The organism is Streptomyces sp. CC224B (assembly GCF_030010595.1).
Taxonomy (GTDB): domain Bacteria; phylum Actinomycetota; class Actinomycetes; order Streptomycetales; family Streptomycetaceae; genus Streptomyces; species Streptomyces longispororuber.
Genome location: NZ_JASCXL010000001.1, coordinates 137,381 through 156,354, shown reverse-complemented (window position 1 = coordinate 156,354; position 18,974 = coordinate 137,381). Strand labels below are relative to the sequence as shown.

Annotated in this window: 31 protein-coding genes and 1 pseudogene; 16 read left to right on the top strand and 16 right to left on the bottom strand. The window is 70.2% G+C overall.

The genetic code is table 11. From position 1 onward, the window contains the following. Positions 1 to 236 precede the first annotated feature (236 nt). The 4 genes from ctaD (at position 237) to QK440_RS00960 (ending at position 5,576) form a co-directional block, all read left to right on the top strand. Positions 237 to 1,916: a cytochrome c oxidase subunit I gene (gene ctaD, locus QK440_RS00975; RefSeq protein WP_282791016.1), complete on the top strand. Its 1,680-nt coding sequence runs from the start codon at positions 237 to 239 to the stop codon at positions 1,914 to 1,916. Between the two features lie 4 nt (positions 1,917 to 1,920). Then, entirely contained in the window at positions 1,921 to 2,493 is a 573-nt protein-coding gene (locus QK440_RS00970; protein ID WP_282790974.1) for a hypothetical protein, read from the top strand. Between the two features lie 146 nt (positions 2,494 to 2,639). Beyond that, a complete protein-coding gene (locus QK440_RS00965) occupies positions 2,640 to 4,043 on the top strand; it encodes a globin domain-containing protein (protein WP_282790973.1) in 1,404 nt (467 codons plus the stop codon). Between the two features lie 636 nt (positions 4,044 to 4,679). Beyond that, on the top strand, positions 4,680 to 5,576 hold the full coding sequence (locus tag QK440_RS00960) for a restriction endonuclease (RefSeq protein ID WP_282790972.1): 897 nt from the start codon (positions 4,680 to 4,682) through the stop codon (positions 5,574 to 5,576). A gap of 66 nt (positions 5,577 to 5,642) precedes the next feature. On the opposite strand, the gene QK440_RS00955 is transcribed toward QK440_RS00960, so the two are convergent. Together QK440_RS00955 and QK440_RS00950 are read right to left on the bottom strand one after the other, a co-directional pair. Next, on the bottom strand, positions 5,643 to 6,212 hold the full coding sequence (locus tag QK440_RS00955; protein WP_282790971.1) for a hypothetical protein: 570 nt from the start codon (positions 6,210 to 6,212) through the stop codon (positions 5,643 to 5,645). Positions 6,213 to 6,326: 114 nt separating this feature from the next. Then, on the bottom strand, positions 6,327 to 6,938 hold the full coding sequence (locus QK440_RS00950) for a TetR/AcrR family transcriptional regulator (RefSeq protein WP_282790970.1): 612 nt from the start codon (positions 6,936 to 6,938) through the stop codon (positions 6,327 to 6,329). Between the two features lie 176 nt (positions 6,939 to 7,114). On the opposite strand from QK440_RS00950, the gene QK440_RS00945 reads away from it, so the two are divergent. Both QK440_RS00945 and QK440_RS00940 read left to right on the top strand, forming a co-directional pair. Continuing rightward, complete coding sequence (locus QK440_RS00945; protein WP_282791015.1) at positions 7,115 to 7,549, top strand: nuclear transport factor 2 family protein; 435 nt, start codon at positions 7,115 to 7,117, stop codon at positions 7,547 to 7,549. Then, a pseudogene (locus tag QK440_RS00940) lies at positions 7,546 to 7,992 on the top strand (NAD(P)H-binding protein); the annotation flags it as partial. The gene QK440_RS00945 and the pseudogene QK440_RS00940, both read left to right, overlap by 4 nt. Positions 7,993 to 8,182: 190 nt before the next feature. On the opposite strand, the gene QK440_RS00935 reads toward QK440_RS00940, so the two are convergent. Next, positions 8,183 to 8,425: a hypothetical protein gene (locus tag QK440_RS00935; protein ID WP_282790969.1), complete on the bottom strand. Its 243-nt coding sequence runs from the start codon at positions 8,423 to 8,425 to the stop codon at positions 8,183 to 8,185. A 284-nt stretch (positions 8,426 to 8,709) separates the two neighbouring features. Here QK440_RS00935 and QK440_RS00930 point away from each other — a divergent pair, with 284 nt between their 5' ends. Further along, on the top strand, positions 8,710 to 8,949 hold the full coding sequence (locus tag QK440_RS00930; protein WP_282790968.1) for a helix-turn-helix transcriptional regulator: 240 nt from the start codon (positions 8,710 to 8,712) through the stop codon (positions 8,947 to 8,949). 127 nt (positions 8,950 to 9,076) lie between these two features. On the opposite strand, the gene QK440_RS00925 is transcribed toward QK440_RS00930, so the two are convergent. After that, a complete protein-coding gene (locus QK440_RS00925) occupies positions 9,077 to 9,304 on the bottom strand; it encodes a hypothetical protein (protein ID WP_282790967.1) in 228 nt (75 codons plus the stop codon). Positions 9,305 to 9,524: 220 nt separating this feature from the next. Between QK440_RS00925 and QK440_RS00920 the strand changes: the two genes are divergently transcribed. Both QK440_RS00920 and QK440_RS00915 read left to right on the top strand, forming a co-directional pair. Then, entirely contained in the window at positions 9,525 to 9,785 is a 261-nt protein-coding gene (locus QK440_RS00920; protein ID WP_282790966.1) for a winged helix-turn-helix domain-containing protein, read from the top strand. A gap of 70 nt (positions 9,786 to 9,855) precedes the next feature. Further along, a complete protein-coding gene (locus QK440_RS00915) occupies positions 9,856 to 10,005 on the top strand; it encodes a hypothetical protein (RefSeq protein ID WP_282790965.1) in 150 nt (49 codons plus the stop codon). Between the two features lie 64 nt (positions 10,006 to 10,069). Here QK440_RS00915 and QK440_RS00910 read toward each other — a convergent pair whose 3' ends face one another. The 3 genes from QK440_RS00910 to QK440_RS00900 are packed head-to-tail and all read right to left on the bottom strand — an operon-like array spanning position 10,070 to position 10,640. Further along, positions 10,070 to 10,318, bottom strand: coding sequence for a hypothetical protein (locus tag QK440_RS00910; RefSeq protein ID WP_282790964.1), 249 nt, complete (start codon positions 10,316 to 10,318; stop codon positions 10,070 to 10,072). Then, entirely contained in the window at positions 10,318 to 10,455 is a 138-nt protein-coding gene (locus QK440_RS00905; RefSeq protein WP_282790963.1) for a hypothetical protein, read from the bottom strand. The genes QK440_RS00910 and QK440_RS00905 overlap by 1 nt, the downstream gene beginning before the upstream one ends. Beyond that, the gene (locus QK440_RS00900; protein ID WP_282790962.1) at positions 10,452 to 10,640 is read right to left on the bottom strand and encodes a DUF6003 family protein; all 189 of its coding nucleotides are present in this window, start codon (positions 10,638 to 10,640) and stop codon (positions 10,452 to 10,454) included. Before QK440_RS00900 ends, QK440_RS00905 begins: the two co-directional genes overlap by 4 nt. 80 nt (positions 10,641 to 10,720) lie before the next feature. On the opposite strand from QK440_RS00900, the gene QK440_RS00895 reads away from it, so the two are divergent. Next, positions 10,721 to 10,933, top strand: a complete 213-nt coding sequence (locus QK440_RS00895; protein WP_282790961.1) for a hypothetical protein — start codon at positions 10,721 to 10,723, stop codon at positions 10,931 to 10,933. Between the two features lie 162 nt (positions 10,934 to 11,095). Here the strand turns inward: QK440_RS00895 and QK440_RS00890 are convergent, their stop codons facing one another. Beyond that, positions 11,096 to 11,308 (bottom strand): hypothetical protein, encoded by a 213-nt coding sequence (locus tag QK440_RS00890; protein ID WP_282790960.1) that lies wholly within the window; start codon positions 11,306 to 11,308, stop codon positions 11,096 to 11,098. Positions 11,309 to 11,347: 39 nt separating this feature from the next. Here QK440_RS00890 and QK440_RS00885 point away from each other — a divergent pair, with 39 nt between their 5' ends. Then, positions 11,348 to 11,692, top strand: a complete 345-nt coding sequence (locus QK440_RS00885; RefSeq protein WP_282790959.1) for a DUF6233 domain-containing protein — start codon at positions 11,348 to 11,350, stop codon at positions 11,690 to 11,692. A 17-nt stretch (positions 11,693 to 11,709) separates the two neighbouring features. On the opposite strand, the gene QK440_RS00880 is transcribed toward QK440_RS00885, so the two are convergent. Then, positions 11,710 to 12,597, bottom strand: a complete 888-nt coding sequence (locus tag QK440_RS00880; protein WP_282790958.1) for a Ku protein — start codon at positions 12,595 to 12,597, stop codon at positions 11,710 to 11,712. A 119-nt stretch (positions 12,598 to 12,716) separates the two neighbouring features. On the opposite strand from QK440_RS00880, the gene QK440_RS00875 reads away from it, so the two are divergent. Next, positions 12,717 to 12,887: a hypothetical protein gene (locus tag QK440_RS00875; protein ID WP_282790957.1), complete on the top strand. Its 171-nt coding sequence runs from the start codon at positions 12,717 to 12,719 to the stop codon at positions 12,885 to 12,887. 96 nt (positions 12,888 to 12,983) lie between these two features. On the opposite strand, the gene QK440_RS00870 is transcribed toward QK440_RS00875, so the two are convergent. The 6 genes from QK440_RS00870 to QK440_RS00845 all read right to left on the bottom strand — a co-directional run bounded on the left by QK440_RS00870 (position 12,984) and on the right by QK440_RS00845 (position 16,010). After that, positions 12,984 to 13,409 carry a hypothetical protein gene (locus QK440_RS00870; protein ID WP_282790956.1) on the bottom strand — a complete coding sequence of 142 codons (426 nt, stop codon included), beginning with the start codon at positions 13,407 to 13,409 and terminating at the stop codon, positions 12,984 to 12,986. Beyond that, positions 13,406 to 13,720 (bottom strand): hypothetical protein, encoded by a 315-nt coding sequence (locus QK440_RS00865; RefSeq protein ID WP_282790955.1) that lies wholly within the window; start codon positions 13,718 to 13,720, stop codon positions 13,406 to 13,408. The genes QK440_RS00870 and QK440_RS00865 overlap by 4 nt, the downstream gene beginning before the upstream one ends. Before the next feature lie 103 nt (positions 13,721 to 13,823). Next, a complete protein-coding gene (locus tag QK440_RS00860; RefSeq protein WP_282790954.1) occupies positions 13,824 to 14,198 on the bottom strand; it encodes a DUF6221 family protein in 375 nt (124 codons plus the stop codon). Then, entirely contained in the window at positions 14,191 to 15,228 is a 1,038-nt protein-coding gene (locus QK440_RS00855; RefSeq protein ID WP_282790953.1) for a tyrosine-type recombinase/integrase, read from the bottom strand. Before QK440_RS00855 ends, QK440_RS00860 begins: the two co-directional genes overlap by 8 nt. Continuing rightward, the gene (locus QK440_RS00850; RefSeq protein WP_282790952.1) at positions 15,225 to 15,530 is read right to left on the bottom strand and encodes a hypothetical protein; all 306 of its coding nucleotides are present in this window, start codon (positions 15,528 to 15,530) and stop codon (positions 15,225 to 15,227) included. Before QK440_RS00850 ends, QK440_RS00855 begins: the two co-directional genes overlap by 4 nt. Before the next feature lie 102 nt (positions 15,531 to 15,632). Further along, positions 15,633 to 16,010, bottom strand: coding sequence for a hypothetical protein (locus tag QK440_RS00845; protein ID WP_282790951.1), 378 nt, complete (start codon positions 16,008 to 16,010; stop codon positions 15,633 to 15,635). A gap of 361 nt (positions 16,011 to 16,371) precedes the next feature. Between QK440_RS00845 and QK440_RS00840 the strand changes: the two genes are divergently transcribed. The 4 genes from QK440_RS00840 (at position 16,372) to QK440_RS00825 (ending at position 18,564) form a co-directional block, all read left to right on the top strand. Then, positions 16,372 to 16,596 carry a hypothetical protein gene (locus QK440_RS00840; RefSeq protein ID WP_282790950.1) on the top strand — a complete coding sequence of 75 codons (225 nt, stop codon included), beginning with the start codon at positions 16,372 to 16,374 and terminating at the stop codon, positions 16,594 to 16,596. Positions 16,597 to 16,694: 98 nt separating this feature from the next. Further along, a complete protein-coding gene (locus QK440_RS00835) occupies positions 16,695 to 17,159 on the top strand; it encodes a hypothetical protein (RefSeq protein ID WP_282790949.1) in 465 nt (154 codons plus the stop codon). A 339-nt stretch (positions 17,160 to 17,498) separates the two neighbouring features. Further along, positions 17,499 to 17,756: a hypothetical protein gene (locus QK440_RS00830; RefSeq protein WP_282790948.1), complete on the top strand. Its 258-nt coding sequence runs from the start codon at positions 17,499 to 17,501 to the stop codon at positions 17,754 to 17,756. 109 nt (positions 17,757 to 17,865) lie between these two features. Further along, positions 17,866 to 18,564 (top strand): hypothetical protein, encoded by a 699-nt coding sequence (locus QK440_RS00825; protein WP_282790947.1) that lies wholly within the window; start codon positions 17,866 to 17,868, stop codon positions 18,562 to 18,564. Between the two features lie 137 nt (positions 18,565 to 18,701). On the opposite strand, the gene QK440_RS00820 is transcribed toward QK440_RS00825, so the two are convergent. Beyond that, a complete protein-coding gene (locus tag QK440_RS00820; protein ID WP_282790946.1) occupies positions 18,702 to 18,974 on the bottom strand; it encodes a hypothetical protein in 273 nt (90 codons plus the stop codon).

Here is an 18,974-nt window from a genome sequence, read left to right as displayed (position 1 = left end):
TGTTCCCCCGCCGCACCGCCGCTGCGTCCGCGCGGAGGCAGGGCCGTTGGGCCCTGTCCGGCGGCGGGAGCGGGGACTGTTCGGCCCTGGCCCGCACCGGTGCCCCTGCGGTGATCTTGTGGCGGCGGCCGGGAGGTGCCGCGCTCACTCCCTCAGGCGCGGCGCTTCCCGGCCCGTCGACGACGTGAGCGACGAAGGAAGGACGCCGTCCGGTGGACGAGGCGCAGATACAGCAGGTGCGGGCCGGGACGCCGGGAGGCGGGGCCGCGGGCGGGGCGGAGCGGCCCTCGTGGACGGAGTGGCTGACCACCACCGACCACAAGAAGATCGGGACGCTGTACCTGGTCACCGCGTTCGTGTTCTTCATCGTCGGCGGCGTGATGGCGCTGTTCATGCGCGCCGAACTGGCCCGCCCAGGCACGCAGATCATGTCGAACGAGCAGTTCAACCAGGCCTTCACGATGCACGGCTCGATCATGCTGCTGATGTTCGCCATGCCGCTGTTCACCGGCTTCGCGAACTGGATCATGCCGCTGCAGATCGGCGCTCCCGATGTCGCCTTCCCGCGCCTGAACATGCTGGCGTACTGGCTGTTCCTGTTCGGCTCCGCGATCGCCGCCGCCGGTTTCCTGACCCCCGGCGGGGCCGCCGACTTCGGCTGGTTCCTGTACGCCCCGCTGTCCGACGCGGTGCACTCGCCGGGCGTCGGCGCCGACCTGTGGATCATGGGCGTGGCGCTGTCCGGGTTCGGCTCGATCCTGGGCGCGGTCAACTTCATCACCACCATCATCTGCATGCGCGCCCCCGGCATGACCATGTTCCGCATGCCGATCTTCACCTGGAACGTGCTGCTGACCGCGCTGCTCGTCCTGATCGTCTTCCCCGTCCTGGCGGCGGCCCTGTTCGCCCTGGAGTGCGACCGGAAGTTCGGCAGCCACGTCTTCGACCCGGCCAACGGCGGGGCGCTGCTGTGGCAGCACCTGTTCTGGTTCTTCGGCCACCCCGAGGTGTACATCCTGGCGCTGCCGTTCTTCGGGATCGTCAGCGAGGTCGTCCCGGTCTTCTCCCGCAAGCCGATGTTCGGCTACATGGGCCTGGTCGGCGCGACCATCGCCATCGCCGGCCTGTCCGTGACCGTGTGGGCGCACCACATGTACGTCACCGGCGGCGTGCTGCTGCCCTTCTTCTCCTTCATGACGTTCCTCATCGCGGTGCCGACCGGGGTGAAGTTCTTCAACTGGATCGGCACCATGTGGAAGGGTTCGCTGTCCTTCGAGACGCCGATGCTGTGGGCGGTCGGCTTCCTCGTCACCTTCGTCTTCGGCGGTCTGACCGGCGTCATCCTCGCCTCGCCGCCGATGGACTTCCACCTCTCCGACTCCTACTTCGTGGTGGCGCACTTCCACTACACGGTCTTCGGCACGGTCGTGTACGCGATGTTCGCCGGGTTCCACTTCTGGTGGCCGAAGTTCACCGGCAAGATGCTCGACGAACGCCTCGGGAAGATCACCTTCTGGACGCTCACGGCCGGATTCCACCTCACGTTCCTCGTCCAGCACTGGCTCGGCGCCGAGGGCATGCCCCGCCGGTACGCCGACTACCTCGCGGCCGACGGCTTCACCGCCCTCAACACCCTGTCCACCATGGGGTCGTTCCTCCTCGGCCTGTCGCTCCTGCCGTTCTTCTACAACGTCTGGAAGACCGCCAAGGACGGCGAGCCCGTCGGCGCCGACGACCCCTGGGGCTACGGCCGCTCCCTGGAGTGGGCGACCTCCTGCCCGCCCCCGCGGCACAACTTCGCCCGGCTCCCGCTGATCCGCTCCGAGTCCCCGGCCTTCGACCTGCACCACCCGGAGATCGCCGCGCTGGAGAGTGCCGCGGAGCCGGAGGGCGCCGGGGCCGGGGCGGCGAGGTAGGCCCGTGTCCCACACCGTCCTCGCCGTCGGCGCCGCCGTGGTCACCGCCTCGGGCTGCGTCTGGTACCTGCCGGCCCTCGCCGACCTGCGCGCGGGGGCCGACCGGCCGGTCTCCCGCCGTACGGCCGCCGCGGCCTGCCTGAGCGGATGGACCACGATCGCCTCGGCCGCCGTGCTGCTGCTGGTGGCCGAGGCCTGGTGGCTCCCCTGCGCCGCGGTGGTCGCGGGGGCCGCCGTCACCGTCGCCCTCCGGGTGTGTGCCGGCGTCCGGCGACGGCGCGAGCAACGGGAGGCCGCGTACCACTGGACGCGGTTGCGGGACGGCGCACCGCCGCCCGCCGAGACGGGCGACGCGCGGCACGTGGTGGCCGTCCTCGTCGGCACCGGCCTGGTCGCCGCCGTCACCACCGCGGGCCTCAAGGTCGCCGCCGGGCCCGGGGGCGGCGCGGACTGGCCGCGAGCGGCGGCCGCCTCCGCCGCGGTCCTCGGCCTGTTCCTCGCCCTCGCGTTCGCCCATGGCCGCAGGGTCCGCCGGCGCGCCCGCGCGCGTCTCCCGCACGAGGACCCTCCGGCCTGAGTCACCGCAGGCCGTAGCGGGTGCCCGCCTCGTGCGCACAGGGCCGAACGACCCTATGGATGGGGCCGGTCAGCGGGCGGGGCGCGGTGCGACACTCGGACCGGACGCGCGCGCACCCCGCCCCCTACGCAGGAGATCCCGTTGTGATGACCGACCCCACCGATGCGTACGAGGAGTACCGCGTCCTGCTCGCGCGCCAGGAAGCGAAGCGGCTCCGGCGAAGACTGCTGACACCGGACACCCCGGGCACCTCGAACGCCCCGGACACCCCGTACGCCTCGTACGCCTCGTACGCCCCGAGTACGCCTGGCACCCCTGGCGCCCCGCGTGCCTCGAACGCCTCGGGGACCGCCGACGCCCAGCCGTTACACGCCGCCGAACCCGGCCACCACGGAGCCGACGACCAGCGGTTGATCACCGAGTCCCTGGCGCTGATCACGCCCTTCCCCGGGCTGATCGCCGACCTGTACACGGCCATGTTCGAGCGGCACCCCTATCTGCGGGGGCTCTTCCCCGAGTCGATGGCCTTCCAGCAGGCCCATCTGGAGCGGGCCTTCCGCTTCCTGATCGACCGTCTGGACCGCCCGGACGAGGTGACCGCGTTCTGCACCCGGCTCGGCCGGGACCACCGCAAGCTCGGCGTGCGCCCGGTGCACTACGACGTGTTCGAGGCGGCGCTGGTGGAGGCGTTGCGCCGGCGCGCGGGCACGTGGTGGCGCGCGGACACGGAGGAGGCGTGGCGGCGGATGCTGCGGCGGGCGGTGACGGCCATGGTGCGGGGCGCGGAGGCGGCGCTGGCCGAGCGCCCCTTCTGGGACGTCACCGTGACCGGCCGGGACGAGCGCGGCCCGGACCTGGCCGTGCTCCGGGTCGCCCCCGCCGAGCCGTACCCGTACCGCGCGGGTCAGTACGCGCTGCTCCAGTCGCCTCAGCTCGCGCGCGCCTGGCGGCCGTTCAGCCTGGCGTGCGCGCCCCGCGCGGACGGCGAGCTGGAGTTCCACGTCCGCCGCACCGGCCCGGGCGGGGTGAGCGACGCCCTGGTGACGCGGACGCGCGTCGGGGACCCGCTGCGCCTCGGCCCCGCCCAGGGCGCCATGACCCTCCACGAGGACGACCGCGACCACGACGCGGTGGTCGTCGCGCGCGGCACCGGCTGGGCCGGGGCCAAGGCACTGCTCCAGGACCTGGCGCGGCGCCGCGTGCCGGGCCGTGTCGCGCGCCTGTTCCTCGCCGCGCGCACCCGCGAGGAGTTGTACGACCTGGACGCGGTGGCCGAGTGGGAGGCCCGGGCCCCGTGGCTGCGGGTGGTTCCCGTGCTCGGCGCGGCCGCCGAGGATGACGCGCTGGCCGACGCGGTGGCCCGGCACGCCGAGTGGCCGCCGTCCGGCCCGGTCTTCGTCAGCGGCCCGCCCGGCCTGGCCGCCACCGTGCGCGGTCTGTGTGCCCGGGGCCTGCCGGCCGACCGCCTCCGCCACGACCTCGCCGCCGCCCCGGCGACCACGCCGGACACGCCGGACCGGACGTCCGTACCGGGCGGCGCGGCGGCGTGAGCACGCGGGCGGACGGGGCGGGAGACACCGGCCCGTCCGCCCGCGTCTCCCACGCTCCCGTCAGCGTCCCTTCCGTGAGCGCGTGTACATGACTGCGACCGCGATGGCGATGACCACCAGAACCAAGAGGATCTTCATGCCGCCCTTGTGCCCGCGATGCCCCGGTCCCATACCCGGACGGGCGTCCGGCCGCGGCGGCGGGGCGCCCAGGCAACGGCGACCGACCCATATGCACCGAAACGCGGCACTGTGCCCCTGCGGAGGGACGCTGTCACCCGCAGGAGTGGAGCCGTGGATGGAGCCGGGCACGCCGGGCAGGCTGGTGGCGAGGGCCGCCCGGACCCGATCGCTCCCCCACGGCAGTCGGAGACGCGGCCCTCACCCACGCGCCGACCCGGCAGCCGGGGCCCGGTGCCACCAACTCCCGCTGGGTAGAACGTTCGTTTCAGCGGAGAGATGTTCCGGCCGCCCGGCCGCGCCCGCCCGGCACGCGGCGGTGGCCGCGGCGGCGGAGTTCCGGGCACCACCGTCACCGGGCGCGAAGGGCGCGGTCACCACGGGTTTTTGACGCACCCCGAACCGGGGCAGACGGAGACGACTGATCATCTGATCTTCGCCGTCCGAGAGGGGAGTGACATGACCGGACCCTCACGTCCTGTGCGGCGCGGGGATCGTGCGCACCGCTTCGACCTGCGCTCGACCGCCCTGTTCTTCGTCCTGCTGGCGCTCGTCCTGTGCCTCGTGGCGTTCGTGGTCCGGACAGCGGCGCGCGTGGTCGAGAACCGCCCGCTGTGGGCCTGCACCCTCCTCGTGGTCGGCGTCGCGGCCGCGGGGCTGAGCCGGTCGAGGTGGCGCCGCTTCTCCGCCGCGCGGTACGCGCGCCGCGCGGCGGAGGCGCTGGAGGAAGCGGCCGAAGAAGCCTCCGGCGAACTCGACGACGTACCGGCGGCGGGCGGGGCGGCGCCCGCTGTGCCGCCCACCGTACGGAGGGACGCGTCCGGCGAGGCGTACGCCGCCGCGTCCCCGGGGGTCCAGGTCCTGGCGGAGGAGTGCCCCGGCGTGTACACAGTGCAGGTCACCGAGGGAGCGGCAGAGTCGGCCGAGGAGGGCACGACCGTCGCCCTCGACCCGCAGCCCGACTACGCCGCGCTCGATCCGGACGACTTCGAGCAGGCCATAGCCGACCTCTGCGCCCGTGACCACTGCCGGGAGGTGGAAGTGGTCGGCGGGGCGTGCGACTTGGGGGCGGACGTCCTCGCGCTCACCTCCGACGGCCGGCGCCTCGTCATCCAGTGCAAGCGCTACGCGGAGGGCAACAAGGTCGGCTCGCAGGACCTCCAGCGCTTCGGCGGTACGTGCTTCACCGTCCACGAGGCCGACATAGCGGCCCTCGTCACCACGAGCGACTTCACGCTTCCCGCCCTGGAGTACGCGCAGCAGTGCGGGATCGTGTGCGTCAACGGCGAGGACCTGCTCGCGTGGCGGGAGGGCACCGGGCCGAGCCCGTGGGAGCGCGCGGACCTGTTCGCCTGACGGCGCCCGGCCGGCGGCGGGCCGAACCCGGTGGCACGCGGGGCGCGTTGCTTGCGGAGTCCGGCCTCACGCACCGGTCGTCCCGGGCCGGGCGGGCGCGGAAGGCGAGCCGTCGGCAGCCGGGGCGGGGACCATCCGGTAGGGCGGGACCCGGGGACGGCGCAGGGCCTCCGCGTCGGCGAGGCCCTGGCTGCGCCGGACCTCGACGCGGACGTCGTGCAGCGCGTCCCGGAAGGCGCGGTCGAGCTCCTGGTAGGCGCTCGTGTCCACGGTCAGGCCCCCGCCCACGGCGTCCCTGAGGTCTCTGAGCACCGAGAACGCGTGCTCGCACGCCGTCGTGACGTGCGCCGGAGTGGTGACGAGCAGGAGCTGCCGGGAGTCCGCCGTGCCCGCGTCGGACACGAGGTCCCGGACGGCGCCGTAGTTCCTTTCGGCGCCGCGGTCCTCGCGGCTGGCGATGTCGTACAGCCCTTCGTAGGCACGCATCAGCGCCCTGAGGAACTCCACGCAGATCTCCACCTGCTTGTCCCGCTCCTGGTGGGCCCGGTCGCGCTTCCACCGCACCTTGTCGGCGACGAGCGTCGAGGCGACACCGGCGGCCGTACCGCACAGGGTCGCCACAAGCGTGATCCACACACTGCCCTCCAGAACGAACCGGCGACACCGCGGGAGGACAGTGAACCACCGGGCAGGGCCCGGGGACAGCGCATCCCGCCTCGGCCCCGCCCGGAGCCCTCCCGGCACCGGCTCTCAGCGCTCGGCGGACGGCGGACCCTGGCGTGCGCCGGAGGCCAGGACCCTCTCGGTGAAGTCCGCCAACTGCGCCCGCAGGCGCTCCCGCGGCAGGCGCTCCGCCGCGGCCAGGTGCTCGACGAGGTCGGCCCGGGTCGCGGCGAGCAGGGCGTGGGCGGTGAACGCGCTGTCGGACAGGCCGGGGATCTGCTCCAGGACCGCGCGGAGGAGTCCGTGCCACTGCCGGTAGTGCTCCGCCTGGTACGGGCTGCCGGTCCCGCTCTCCTCCAGGGCCAGGGCGAGGCGGCGGTTGTCGAGCTTGAAGCACAGGACGGCGTCGAGCAGGGCGGGCACCCGCTGCTCCGGCGGCGTGGTGGGGCCGAGCGGCGGAGGGCCTGACTCCACCGCCTCCCTGACCGGTTCGAGCCGCGCCTCGTACAGCGCGCGGAGCAGTCCGGGGCGGTCGCCGAAGGCCCGGAAGAGCGTGCCCTTGCCGACCCCGGCCGCCGCCGCGACGTCGGCCATGGTGACGTCCTCCGGGCTCCCGCCCCGTGCGAAGAGGGCGTCGGCGGCGGCGAGGACGGCCTCCCGGTTCCGCGCGGCGTCCTTGCGGGGCTTGCGCTCGGGCATGCTGCTGCTCCCTCTCCCTTCACAAAGCGGACCACCGGTCCGTATCGTCGAAGCGGACCACGGGTCCAGATTCTACGAGACGGAGGACACCCATGTCCGCACCCACGACAACGCCCGGGCGGACGGCCACGCCGCACGCCGCCCCCGCATCCGTACCGCAGCCCGACCCGGCGCCCCTGGCGCCCCCGGCCTCACCGGCTTCCCCTTCGGACGTCTACCGCCGGAGTCTGCGGCTCCTGCTGGACAAGGACATCAGCGGCTGGGTCGCCCTGTGGGCCGAGGACGGCGTCATGGAGTTCCCCTTCGCCCCCGAGGGCCGGCCGAGGCGCCTGGAGGGCAGGGAGGCCGTCGCCGCCTATATGCGCCCCTATCCGGACCACATCGACCTGCACGACTTCCCCGACCTGCGGATCCACGAGACCACGGACCCCGGGACCATCGTGGCCGAGATGCGCGGCGTCGGCCGGCTGGTCGAGACCGGCCGCCCCTACGACATGACGTACATCGCCGTCGTGACCGTCCGGGACGGGCGCATCACGTCGTACCGCGACTACTGGAACCCGCTCGCCGTCCTGGCATCCGGCACGGACTTCGCCGGGAGCGGCCGATGACCACCGCCCCCACCCCCGCGGCGGCCTCACCCCTCGGCACCACCCTCGTCATCGGGGCCACCGGCACCACCGGCAGCCGTACGGTCGCGGGCCTGGCGGCCGCCGGCCACCGCGTCCGGGCCGCCGGCCGGCGCGCCACGCCGGTGCCCGGGGCCGAACCGGTCCGGTTCGACTGGTACGAGCCCGCCACCCACGCCGCCGCGCTCGGCGGAGCCGACCGCGTCTACCTGGTCCCGCCCCTCGGCGACCCGGATCCGGCGGCGGTCATGCTGCCGTTCCTCCGGCGGGCCCGCGCCGCCGGTGTCCGCCGCGCGGTGCTGCTCAGCGCCTCGGCCGTCCCCGAGGGCGGCCCGGCGGTGGGGAAGGTGCACCAGGCCCTGCCCGGCCTGTTCGACGAGTGGGCGGTGCTGCGGCCGTCGTGGTTCATGCAGAACTTAACGGGTGTCAGCCGTGACCTGGGACCGATGCCCCGAAGAGGCTATCCAGGCTTCTGACCTGGTGGTTCCTGGTGGCGCACCGTGGCACTGGGTGGTGATGGGTGGCGTGCGCAGCCCTCCCCAGATGCTCCCCATAGCTTGATCGCTCCCCAGATTCTCCCCAGCAGCGCCTCTGCCATGGGTAGGTGAGCTGGCCTTATACCAGCGGCTCCCCGGCATGGCCCGGCACGTAGGTGACTCCCCGCTCGGTGGCCTCAGCCCGGCGCTCGTCCTCGAGCTGGAGGACGCAGGCGTGGCATGCCCGCACGACATGCTCGGCGCCGCCGGCCCGCGGGTGAAGCGCCTTCAGTCCAGCCGTCGGGATCTCCCCCGCGGTGGGATGACGGAAGCAGACACCCTGTTGCCACTCGTAGAGGGCGAGGATCTCCTCGCTGGTCATGTCCTGCCTCCTGCTCATAGGGCTGATGTGTACAGGGGTGGTGGTCATGTTTCCCTCCAGCCCAACGAGATGCGCAGGTCATTCGCTGTTCACCCTTTCGGGTGAACATACATTCGATTCTGGGCAGCCGCCATCGACCCCGCAATGCCGCCACCTCACAGGGAGCGGCAACCAACGGGACGCCGTCGGCCGTCACGGGGGCGTGAGTCTCGACTGTTTCAAGATCACAAAATGCCCGGTATACCGGGCTGACTTATGATCACGCAGGTCAGAGCGTTTGTCGAGTGCCTGATCTGCCCGATGACGACCACGCCTGGCTCCTGCGGGAGCGGCGCGCCATCGGCGCCCGCCTGCGCGACGCCCGCATGCACCGCAACCTCACCCAGGAGGAGGTCTACCTACGGGTCCCAGTGAGCCGCAGCGTCTACCAGGACATCGAGTCCGGCCAGGGTAATCCCACGATCAACACCCTCCTCCGGATCACGCGCGTCCTCGGCATGCACATCACCGATCTGATCAGGTAACAGGAGCTGCCGCCGGGCGGGGTCCAGGCCCGGCCTCCACCAGCGTCTTGCATATATGCATATGCCGAGAAGCGTGTGCACCACAAGAGTCGCGTCACGCTCTTCACACCCCGTGTGAATCCGGAGACTAGGCATCCTCGGCGGGCGTGGCACGGAGGTGAGATATGACAGTCTCGCGGTAGCCGCGGTGCCCGGTGGCGCCGGCGTGCTGGAGGGCCCACCGGTCGGGGCCGAGCTGGCCGGGGCTGTCGCCGGAGGCGGCGGGGCAGTCGGCGCATTCGATGCGGCGATGCGACGGTTGCGCGGGGTCGGCGCCGAGGGTCCAGTCGATGTAGCGGTAGCTGGTGCGCGCCATGGTTACACCCCCGTCTGGTCGGTGGTCTGGCGCGCTCGCTGGTGATCTCTAGGCTGGCTCATGTCGACGCTCCGTTCGTCGGCCATGCCCCCGGGCCGGTCGCGCGGTCGCGGGGGTCTGCTGTGCGTGGTCGTCTACGGTACCGCTCTATACCGCTACATGGAGCACCATGCCGCTACCTGCGGTTTCGGGGTGTGACCCGCCGCTTTACGTTGACGGCATGGGTGATCAAGAGCCGGTGGTGGATCCGTCGAGACCCGTCTACGTGTACGTGCAGGTTGCCGACCACCTGGCCGCGCGGATCGCGTCGGGAGAGATCCCGGTGGGCGCGCGCCTGGCCGGCGAGCGGGAGCTGGCCGAGGAGTACCAGGTCGCGATCGGCACGGCGCGGCGGGCGATTCAGGAGCTGCGGGACCGCGGCCTGGCGGTGACTCTGCCCTCGAAGGGCACGTACATCGCCGAGCAGCCTGCGGCTGATTAGCCGTAGCCCGCGGTCAGACCCGGCACATAGGCTGATCCCTATGCCCCCTTCTCCCCCGCCAGCAGGCTCCGTGCGTTCTGCGGAGGTCGTGGATGCGGAGATCCGCGCCCTGCTGCTGGCGACGGGCGGCTGGCTGTGGGGGCCGACGCGGGAGCGGTACGAGCGGCTGCGGGCGGAGTGGGTGGAGGCTCAGCGCCTGGAGGTCGCCGAAGCGGCGTAGGCTGACGGCGGAAGGCCCGGCCCACTTACCCTGGGCCGGGCCTTCTGCGTACCCGTGCTCGCTCCTACTCGGCGGCACTGGGGAGCAGTGCGCGGCCGGCATCGGTGATCAGCAGCGGCCGCCTGATACCTGCGGCGTCGCCGTACCGGACCCAGCCGTTGCGCACCAGCGCGCTCACAGTCACCTTCGAGATGGTTGAGCCGTCCGGGCTGGTGACGTAGGAGGAGGCATTGCGCTCCCAGCGGTACACGCCCCCGGAGGCGATCAGGGCGAGCACCGCCCTCTGGGGCTTCGTCGGCTTGTTCGTGGCCATCAGCTCTCCTCGGTGATGCTGGTGATGTCGAAGCTGAAGGGGACGTGTTCGCCCGCATCGTAGATTTCGTTGCGGATCTGGTCGGGGTCGACGTCGTCGTCTGCCTGGATGCTCATCGTCAGCGTGTACGTCTTCATGGTTGCTCCTCCTTGGGTTTCAGGATGCGGTCGATGGTGGTGCGGGCGATGCCGGTCAGGAGATGGATGCGGTGCTTGCTGACACCGGCCTGGTTTGCGCGCCGGATCATCTCGTCGCGGCCGTCGACCGTGCGCCGGTACTGGGTGAGTTCCCGTTCGGCGGCGGCCTTCCCGTCATCGTTCATGTAGCACACGCTACATGCAGCGTTCGCTACAGTCCAGGGTTCGGCAAAGGAATCATGAATGTCGCTTAAGATTCAACGACGTGGCAGACATCGAGATCCCCGACGACCTCATCGAGCTGGAACGATCCGCCTGGACCGCCATCCAGAACGGCACGCTGACCGTGGAGACGGCACAGAAAGTGCAGGAGCGGATCACGGAGGTCGCCGCCGAGGCGGGGCAGTCGCGTACCGCCGTGGAGATGCAGCTCAAGCAGCTCGTCCGGCACTCGCAGCCGGAGGGCGAAGTCGCTTGATCACTTTACGGGCGCCCGTAAAGTGATCACGCCCCACCGCCGCAGGCCGACAGCAGTGCGCCCCGTCCGGGCACCACTCCGGGCGGGGCGTTGCGCTGCAGCCAGCAGACGCGGATAGATACGGGCCACCGTAGCGGGCAGCACTGACAACGGCCGTGCGGCTCAGGCGTCCCGTCCGTCGGGCCACGTCTTGAGGACCCGCCAGTCCTCGCCGTCATGCTCGGCGAGTTCGACGCTCATGCCGTCGATGCTGCCGTACAGGCCTACGTCGGCCGAAAACTTGCGCTCTGCCGTGCCTCGCACGTGCCACCAGCCTCGGGCGACGGTCCTGTTGTGGCTGGTCAGGGTGACGCGGTATCTGCCGGGTTCGCTCACGGGTACAGCGTAGATCAGGCCATGCATAGAATCGAACGTATGCACGACCATGCCGCCGAGTACGACCGCCTCGCCGCTCTCCGCTTCCTGGAGCGTGTGCAGCTCGGCGACCTGGAGCGCACCCGGCGGTGGATCGCGGCCGAGGAGCGACGTGAGGCCGAACGGCAGCGAGGGCTGGCCGCCCGTCCGCCGGCGCCGGAGTGGCTGCTGGAGACTGGCATCGGCGCGGACCGGCTGCCCGTGTACGTGCACGTCGGCGACTGCCACATGACGGGCAAGCGCTGCCTCGGCGTCACCGCAGAGCAGGCGCGGCGCGCCCTGTACGAGCAGGTCCCCGCCTGCCCCCACTGCCAGCCCGACAAGGAACTCGGGGTGCTCGAGTAGGCGAAGCGCGCGCCCTCTCAGGCGCTCTTGCGTGGCTTGCGTGCCGACGTCTTTTTGGTCGCGGCCTTCTTCGCCGCCTTCTTCTTCGGCTTGAGTTCGTGGACCTCGGCCGGCTCGCCGCGAGACTCCCTGGCTTTCTGTACGGACTCCTGCAGGGCGGCCATGAGGTCGACGACCCGGCCCGCCGACGGCTCGGCCGCCTCCGGCTGCGGCACCCGCTTGCCTTCGGTCTTGGCGTGGATGACGTCCTGGAGGGCCTCCGTGTAGCGGTCGGTGGCCCACTCGGCGCCCTCGATGCTCTCCTCGGTCATCGAGTCGATGAGGAGGAGGGCCCGCTCGATCTCCTCGTCGCTGACCTCGACCGACTCCGGCGCCAGCGTCTCTGGGGAGCGGATCTCGTCCGGCCAGCGCAGGGCGTGCAGGGCAATCACGTCGTCCTTGATGCGGAGCAGGCCAAGGCGCTCACGGCCGTGCCACGCGAACTTCGCGACTGCCGCCTTACTGTTCCGCTGGAGGGCTTTGCGCAGCAGCGTGTACGGCTTCGCCGCGACCGCGCCGTCGGCCTCGAGGTAGTAGCCGTCGCCGATGCGGATCGGGTCGATGGTCTCGTAGGGCACGAACGCGACGATCTCAATGGCCTTGGCCGTCGGCAGGGGGATCTCGCGGAGCTCGGCGTCCGAGACGGCGACGATCTGATCGCGCGCGTACTCGTAGCCCTTGCCGATCTCGTCCTGGCCGACCGGCCGGCCTTCGAGCTCGCAGATCTTGCGGGTGCGGACGCGGCCCATGTCCTCCAGGTGGTACTGGTGGAAATGGATGCTGTGATCTTCGGTGGCACTCACCACCTTGATCGGGATCGTGACCAGGCCAAACGAGATCGCGCCGGACCAGACAGGGCGGGGCATCGCACACCTCCGTGACAGCCCCGAGGAAGCCAGCCTACGAGCAGCCCCAGCCCGGCGCACCACACGGTCCGGCAGCCAGGTGACCGGCCATTGTCAGTGCCACCAGCGATGATGCACCCATGACCACCACAATGATCAGCTACCGGCTCGAGTGGACCGACCCCACGGGCAAGAACCACACCAGCGCCGTCACCTACGACAAACCCAGCGCCCAAGACCGCAAGCAGAGACTCGAAACCGAAGGCTGCACCGAGATCACGGTCAGACAGGTCAACCCCGGCGAACTCTGACACGCGAGCACGCCCGCCCCAGCTCGGGGCGGGCGCTGCCGGTCATCCCCGTCACCGGCGACTTCCTACACAGGCCCCGGGAGACCTTGGCGGCTTTCAGGGGTCTTGCCGCCGCGGAGGTTCCTTGAAGAGGTTGCGGAGGAATTCGCGTCGGTCGGCAGGGTAGTGCGGGCGCTCCCTGCGGATGTCCTGCCATGCCGCGTCCAGCATGGCCTCACGCTCTTCCTCTGCAGCCTTCGCGGCGCGGCGGGCCTCTTCGAGGGCCTGCCGGTCCGCCGCTGAGACAGGGGGCACGCGATACCGGTACAGGTAGGCGCCGTCACCTGCGCGGCGATGTTCCCAGTCCGGGGTACACAGCGGCTCGTACTCGGATGTCTGGGTGGGCTTGGCTACGAGGGGCCCGATCCATAGGTCGGAAAGCGGCGGGGTGATCGGGATCAAGTACATCGAGGGCGGCTCGTCGTCAGGGATCGTGAGGGTGCGGCCGTCCTCGGGGCCGCCCAGCAGACGGATCTGGATCACGGGCGGCTCTCCTGGCCGACCCCGGACACAGCCTCACGGACGTGCTCCGGGATCCGCATCTCCCCGAGACGGTCATTGCCGTCGCTGCCACTGAGGTCTTCGACGGTGATAAGGCCGGCGCACAGGGCGATCCCGATGGCGTGGGCCGGGTCGCTGGCACCCAGGGCCTGACACGCACCCTTGATGATTTGGTGGGCTCGGCTCCCCCCGACGCCATACACAGGGCCGATCTCGGCGAAGGTGTAACCACGCGCGCGCATGATCAGCATTCCCTCTTCGCGTTCAGTCAGCAGTTCAGGCCTCTCAGGCACGGGGCCTCCCTCTCCTGCGGGTCTGCTCATCATTGCGGTGGGGCGCAGTGGCTGTACAGGATCCCGCCTTTTTACGACTCCGCCCTCAGAGCGGGTGAGGCGGTCACGGGCGCCATTCCGGTCGGTACCCGGGCCGGTGCTCGAAGGCCAGAGCCCACGCTTTGATGAGATGCTTGCGGACTGCTTGCCCGCCCTCCGTCCAGCCCGTCCGGTGGCCCCGCTCCATCACGCGGGCTTCCTTGACGTACTCGGTTAGCACGCGCCGCTTGCACTCAATCTCGCGCAGGGCGCGCGCAGGCACCCCGCACGAGCACACCGCTCCCGGCACGGCTGCCATCATCTCCAGGGCTGCCGCAGCCGACCGCAAGCCGCCCTCCGTTTCCTGCGCCAGCAGGTCGCACTCGTAGTCGTGCCAGAGCTCGCAGCGATGGGCATCCTTCGCCAGTTGCCCCTCAAGCCATTGGATCAGCTCATCCATTCTGTCTCCCTAACGTTGCTGCGAGCCTGGCCGCGAGGGCATAGGCGGGGTGGTTGTCGAGCTGCCGTCGGCGCCGGTTGTACCGCTGCGTGGTGCGTGGGTCGGAGTGAGAGACGGCGTCTTGGACGTCCTGGAGGGGGGCACCGTTGGCGAGGTTGTCGGTGATGAACTGGTGCCGAAGCGTGTGGGGTTTGATCGTGGCGGCTTGGGGGATGTCGGCGCGGCGGGCGAGGACGCGCAGGTGCTTCCAGACTTCGGGCTGCGTCCAGCGGCGGCCAGTCTCGGTGGTGAACAGCGGGCCGTCGGTGCGGTCGCCGAGGTAGGCGAGGAGCGCGTCGAGAGCAAGCGGCGGCACTGGGGCGGGTCGCTTCTTCCCGCCCTTCTGGGTGAGGGGCAGGGTGCGGTGGCCGCGGTCGTAGCCGAGCTGGTCGGCGTTGAGAGACAGCAGCTCGCCGATGCGGGCGCCGGTGAGGTAGAGCAGCATGACCAGGGCGTAGGAGCGGGGAGCCCAGCGGCGTGCGGTCTCGATGAGCCGCATGGTCTCGGCCTCGGTCATGCCTTCGGTGGGGCTGTAGTCCGGGTCGACGTAGGGCCGGTTAACGGCGGCGAACGGGTCGGTGTCGACGACCTGGAGGCGGGCTGCGTAGGTGTAGAAGGACCCGGCGGCAGCGAGGGCCTGCGCCTGGGTCGTCTCCGCCGGGGGCCGCCCGTTGCGGGTGGGGGTCTTGGCGAGGTACTTGGCGTAGGCGTCGGCGAGCGGCAGCTTCGCCTGGAGGGGATGGATGGCGGTGGACCGGGCGTACTCCTCCCACGCCTTGAACGTGCGCACGTAGGCCCGGCGGGTGTGGCGGCTCTTCTGGCGGGCGATCCATCCCCCGGCGATGGTGGGCAACGGGTCGCGGTCGCCGTAGATGGCGGTGAGATGGTCGGCGAGGGTGCGGGCTTCATTAGGCCAGTCGTCACGGGGGTCGTGTCGCTCCGTGGAGACCTCGCCCGTTAGCCGCGGCGCGGGCAGCGAGTCTCCGCTCATGCGCCCTCGGTTGCCTTCACGAAGACTTGCACGGATGCCAGCTGCGTGCCGCCTTCCCCGAGCCCGTAGAAGGTTTCGATACGGTCGACGACGACGCTGACCTTGTTGGTCCACAGGCTGACGGTCTGCCCAGGGACAGGGACGGGCATCGGCCCTTCGAACTCTGCGAGCTCGATCTCCGTCTCTCCGTCTGAGTAGATGAAGACGGTGAACTGGCGAGACTTCTCGTAGGCGCGATCGGTTCGGGCCTGTTGGGCTGCTTCACGGATGGACTCGATGCTCGCGGGGAGTTGCTTGGACATTTCAGTCTCCTTCAGCGGTTGGTTTGATCACCGCGGGGGTCATGGCGGCCGATCGACAGCTCCGTCGATAGGCGTGGGACGAGCGCGCCTGTCTCGCCGGACTCAGTCATCGCCCGCTTCGGCGCCGCACCGGCGGCACTCGTCGCCCTCGCCGACCGGCGGGTAGTCGTGCTCGGGGTGCGCCTCCCCGTCCGACCGGAAGCAGTCATCCTCCAGCGGGAAGTACTGGTGCTTCTCTCCTCCGACGGGCGGCATGTAGTTGGAGTAGGTCACGGTGCTCTCCCTCATGAACGCGAGTATTGGATAACTGTCATTATCAACCACAGAGTCGGATGGCGTCAGGCATTTCAACCAGACCGGGGGGCGGATGGCGCGGAGGTGCTTCCCGGCTGCCTTTTCCATGGCGGCGAGGACGGCGAGCGTCGCAGCGTCGTAGACGGCGGGGGTGGCGTCCAGCTGGTGCGGGATGAGGTCGGTCACGGACTCTCCAATCGGGTACGGTACGGGCGATGCCCCGGCTGCTTCCTTCAGCCGGGGCATCGCCACTCCTACTCAGTGGTCACCGGGTCGATCCGGGTGGACCGGGCAGGGCCCGTAGGCGCGGGGGTGATTCGGGTCCTCCGGGTGGACGTGCGGCCTGCCGGAGAGTCGGCACGAGACCCTCGGGCCCTCGTCGCAAAACTCAATGCAGGTGCAGTCGTCGATCTCGCCCCAGTCGCTTCGTTCCATTTCCGACCCCCCTCACTTGCCGTCCCTTATGCCCTTCAGCTTGGCCTAGTGACTCGGCCTTGTCAAGCGGTTCGGCCTAGCGACTTGGCCAAGCAGATGGCATGATGACGGCATGGACACCGCCAAGCTCGAACTCGCAGCCCAGCGCTACCGCGACGCACAGGAGGCTCTCGACGCCGCCCGCGCCGACCTCCAAGCCGAGGTCGTCTCAGTACTGCGCAGCACCAACGAGCGAGGCGCCCAAGCACAAGTAGCGCGTATCACCGGATGGACGCGCGAGCAGATCCGGTTGCTCATGAAAGCGGCCGAGCGAGAGCCGGACAATCACCCCAAATAACGCCCCCGATATGGCATGTTATCGAGAGTACTCATGGCCAACTCGGCGTAGTCAGCCATCTATTTGGCGCCCGGCGTAGCGATCACTAGCCTGCCGCTATGAGACGTGTCGTCTTCGACTCCAACGCCATCGACCCGCTAGCCGTAACAGAAGGCGCGTTCGAGACCCTCAGGGAGGCCACGGCCTCAGGCTCGCTTGAAGTGCTGTACACACACATCACGATCGACGAGCTCACCGCAATCCCTGACCAGGAGCGCCGCTCCCTGCTCGTGCTGCTGATGGTCGGCCTCGGCCGCCTGGTTCCAACCGGAACTGCTGCCGTCGGCTTCTCCCGCCTCAACTTCTGCAGGGCCGGGAGCGACGCCGACGGAGATCTTCTGGAAGCTCTCAGGTCAGGGAACATCAACCACACGCGCGATGCGTTGATCGCCTCGACCGCCCGGTACGAGAAGTGCGCCCTCGTCACCAACGAACGCCGCCTGACGGCCCGATCTCGCGAGTGGGGCATTGAGGTGTTAACCACGCAGGAGCTGCTGACCGAGTTCGGCGCACCCACACCGTAGGCGGAAGCGTTGCGAGCCAACCCGCAGCGCAGAAGGGAACGTTATGCGCTAGCTGGATTCGTTGGCCCTCGCCGCCTTCTTCGCCAGGGTTCGCTCGATGGCGGGACCCATGATGCGACGCAGTCGTTCGATCACTTCCGGTGGCGCTTGCGGAGCTTGGGCTACTCGGGCGTGGATCTCGGCGATGCAGTCGTCGCCGAGGAGTTGTCGGCGTTCCTCTGGAGTCATGCCTTGATATCGAGCAACGCCCGGCTAGGGACGCGGCCTGGAGCTCGCCTACGGGGGTATTCGGCTTGACGGCATCGATAGGTTCGCGGCATGAGCGCGTACCGAGGAACCGTGATCCTCCTGCTGAGCGACGACGACAAGCCTGCCGCGGCAGGCGACTTGCGCAAAGACGAGACGGGGACGTGGGGAGGCAGCCTCATCTTCCCCGCCGAAGCGCGAACTGCCCAGCTGCTGAACCTGGCCGAGGGCCGCCTCTCGATCCACGGCCGGGAAGGTGCGTTCATCCGGCCCGACGCCTCGGACTGGATCAACTCCCCGACAGGCCAGTTCCGGATCCGGATCGAAGGCGACGGAGACGCCCCGTTCTGAGGCAAGGCCCGTGCTGCCGTGTCCGGCGTGGTCACAGCTCGGCAACGCCCCTCCCCCGCCCACCCCTCCTGCCCTACGGTGTCCCGACTGGTTCAACCTTGGGGGGCGCATGCGCGTTCGCACTACCGCGGCTACGGCTGCCCTGCTCCTGGCCGTCCTGACCGCGTGCGGCGGCGGTGACGACGACAAGGCCGACAGCAAGCCGCCTGCAGCCTCGAAAGCCGCGGCGTCGAAGAAGGTCGACTGCACGGACGAGTACCTCAGCCAGAAGGAATGGATGGACCACTGTGCCGGCAAGGAGGGGGGCGGCACCGGCGGGGACGGGACCGAAGGGCAGGCGAAGACGATGAAGCTGGGCGAGCCCGCCGAGACTATCGGCGACGAGGGCGGTGTCCTGCAGATCACGCCCGACACCATCGTGTACGTGAAGAAGGGCAGCGGCGAGGTCCCCGAGAACGGCGTCTTCGCCGTCATCACGATGAAGGACAAGGCGATGACCGGGGCGCCGGCGGATGAAGCACCACCGATCAGTAACGGCGGTTGGTCGTGGATCGCCCCCGATGGTGAGGCGATCGGCTTCGACAGCGGCAACTCGACGAACGTCTCCATGGACAAGTACAGCAACGCCGACCCTGTTCAGCCCGGCACCTGGCAGTGGCGTTCGCAGGTCTTCGACCTGACCGAGGAGCAGGCCAAGGGCGGAACGCTCATCTACACGGACGGCGAAGGGACCGCCTACCGGTGGAAGATGCCGCTCAAGGACGCGGGTCCTCACGTGGCCGAGGTGAAGAAGCAACTGGAGTACTGACGGCGAAGCGCCCCGCCGCCTGCCGAAGCAGGGGCGGGGCGTGGGCTACTCGTCGTCGGGTGGCCAGTCGGGCTCGAGGAAAGGCCGCGGTGACAGCCAGAACGGCGGCTCAGGATCTTCGTCCACCCAGTGCTCCTCTACTTGATCATCGTGCTCTTGCCGTTCAGCAGCCGTGCGACAGCGGACATCTGTCTCGGGGTGAGGTCGGCCAGGGTGTCCGGGTCCACACCGGCGTCGACGATCGCCGCTGTCAGGGCTGCTTGCTGTTCGGGATCCGGCTCGGCCGGCGGTTCCGGCTCTGGGGGCGGGGCGGGGTCTGGGGGTTCGTCGACCACGCCGAGCCGCGCGAGCGTTTCGGTGTCGGCGGCGTTCTCGTCGCGGCGGCGAGTCAGCGGACGCGGGTCCGGCAT

What these genes read in the sequence shown, in the direction of transcription:
- QK440_RS00960 (WP_282790972.1), top strand. Translation starts at nt 4,680, where the DNA reads ATGACCGGACCCTCACGTCCTGTGCGGCGCGGGGATCGTGCGCACCGC.
- QK440_RS00910 (WP_282790964.1), bottom strand. Translation starts at nt 10,318, where the DNA reads ATGGCCACGAACAAGCCGACGAAGCCCCAGAGGGCGGTGCTCGCCCTG.
- QK440_RS00925 (WP_282790967.1), bottom strand. Translation starts at nt 9,304, where the DNA reads ATGGCGCGCACCAGCTACCGCTACATCGACTGGACCCTCGGCGCCGAC.
- QK440_RS00855 (WP_282790953.1), bottom strand. Translation starts at nt 15,228, where the DNA reads ATGAGCGGAGACTCGCTGCCCGCGCCGCGGCTAACGGGCGAGGTCTCC.
- QK440_RS00880 (WP_282790958.1), bottom strand. Translation starts at nt 12,597, where the DNA reads ATGCCCCGCCCTGTCTGGTCCGGCGCGATCTCGTTTGGCCTGGTCACG.
- QK440_RS00820 (WP_282790946.1), bottom strand. Translation starts at nt 18,974, where the DNA reads ATGCCGGACCCGCGTCCGCTGACTCGCCGCCGCGACGAGAACGCCGCC.
- QK440_RS00950 (WP_282790970.1), bottom strand. Translation starts at nt 6,938, where the DNA reads ATGCCCGAGCGCAAGCCCCGCAAGGACGCCGCGCGGAACCGGGAGGCC.
- QK440_RS00900 (WP_282790962.1), bottom strand. Translation starts at nt 10,640, where the DNA reads ATGAACGATGACGGGAAGGCCGCCGCCGAACGGGAACTCACCCAGTAC.
- QK440_RS00860 (WP_282790954.1), bottom strand. Translation starts at nt 14,198, where the DNA reads ATGGATGAGCTGATCCAATGGCTTGAGGGGCAACTGGCGAAGGATGCC.
- QK440_RS00905 (WP_282790963.1), bottom strand. Translation starts at nt 10,455, where the DNA reads ATGAAGACGTACACGCTGACGATGAGCATCCAGGCAGACGACGACGTC.
- QK440_RS00850 (WP_282790952.1), bottom strand. Translation starts at nt 15,530, where the DNA reads ATGTCCAAGCAACTCCCCGCGAGCATCGAGTCCATCCGTGAAGCAGCC.
- QK440_RS00935 (WP_282790969.1), bottom strand. Translation starts at nt 8,425, where the DNA reads ATGACCAGCGAGGAGATCCTCGCCCTCTACGAGTGGCAACAGGGTGTC.
- QK440_RS00825 (WP_282790947.1), top strand. Translation starts at nt 17,866, where the DNA reads ATGCGCGTTCGCACTACCGCGGCTACGGCTGCCCTGCTCCTGGCCGTC.
- QK440_RS00920 (WP_282790966.1), top strand. Translation starts at nt 9,525, where the DNA reads ATGGGTGATCAAGAGCCGGTGGTGGATCCGTCGAGACCCGTCTACGTG.
- QK440_RS00885 (WP_282790959.1), top strand. Translation starts at nt 11,348, where the DNA reads ATGCACGACCATGCCGCCGAGTACGACCGCCTCGCCGCTCTCCGCTTC.
- QK440_RS00965 (WP_282790973.1), top strand. Translation starts at nt 2,640, where the DNA reads ATGACCGACCCCACCGATGCGTACGAGGAGTACCGCGTCCTGCTCGCG.
- QK440_RS00840 (WP_282790950.1), top strand. Translation starts at nt 16,372, where the DNA reads ATGGACACCGCCAAGCTCGAACTCGCAGCCCAGCGCTACCGCGACGCA.
- QK440_RS00875 (WP_282790957.1), top strand. Translation starts at nt 12,717, where the DNA reads ATGACCACCACAATGATCAGCTACCGGCTCGAGTGGACCGACCCCACG.
- QK440_RS00835 (WP_282790949.1), top strand. Translation starts at nt 16,695, where the DNA reads ATGAGACGTGTCGTCTTCGACTCCAACGCCATCGACCCGCTAGCCGTA.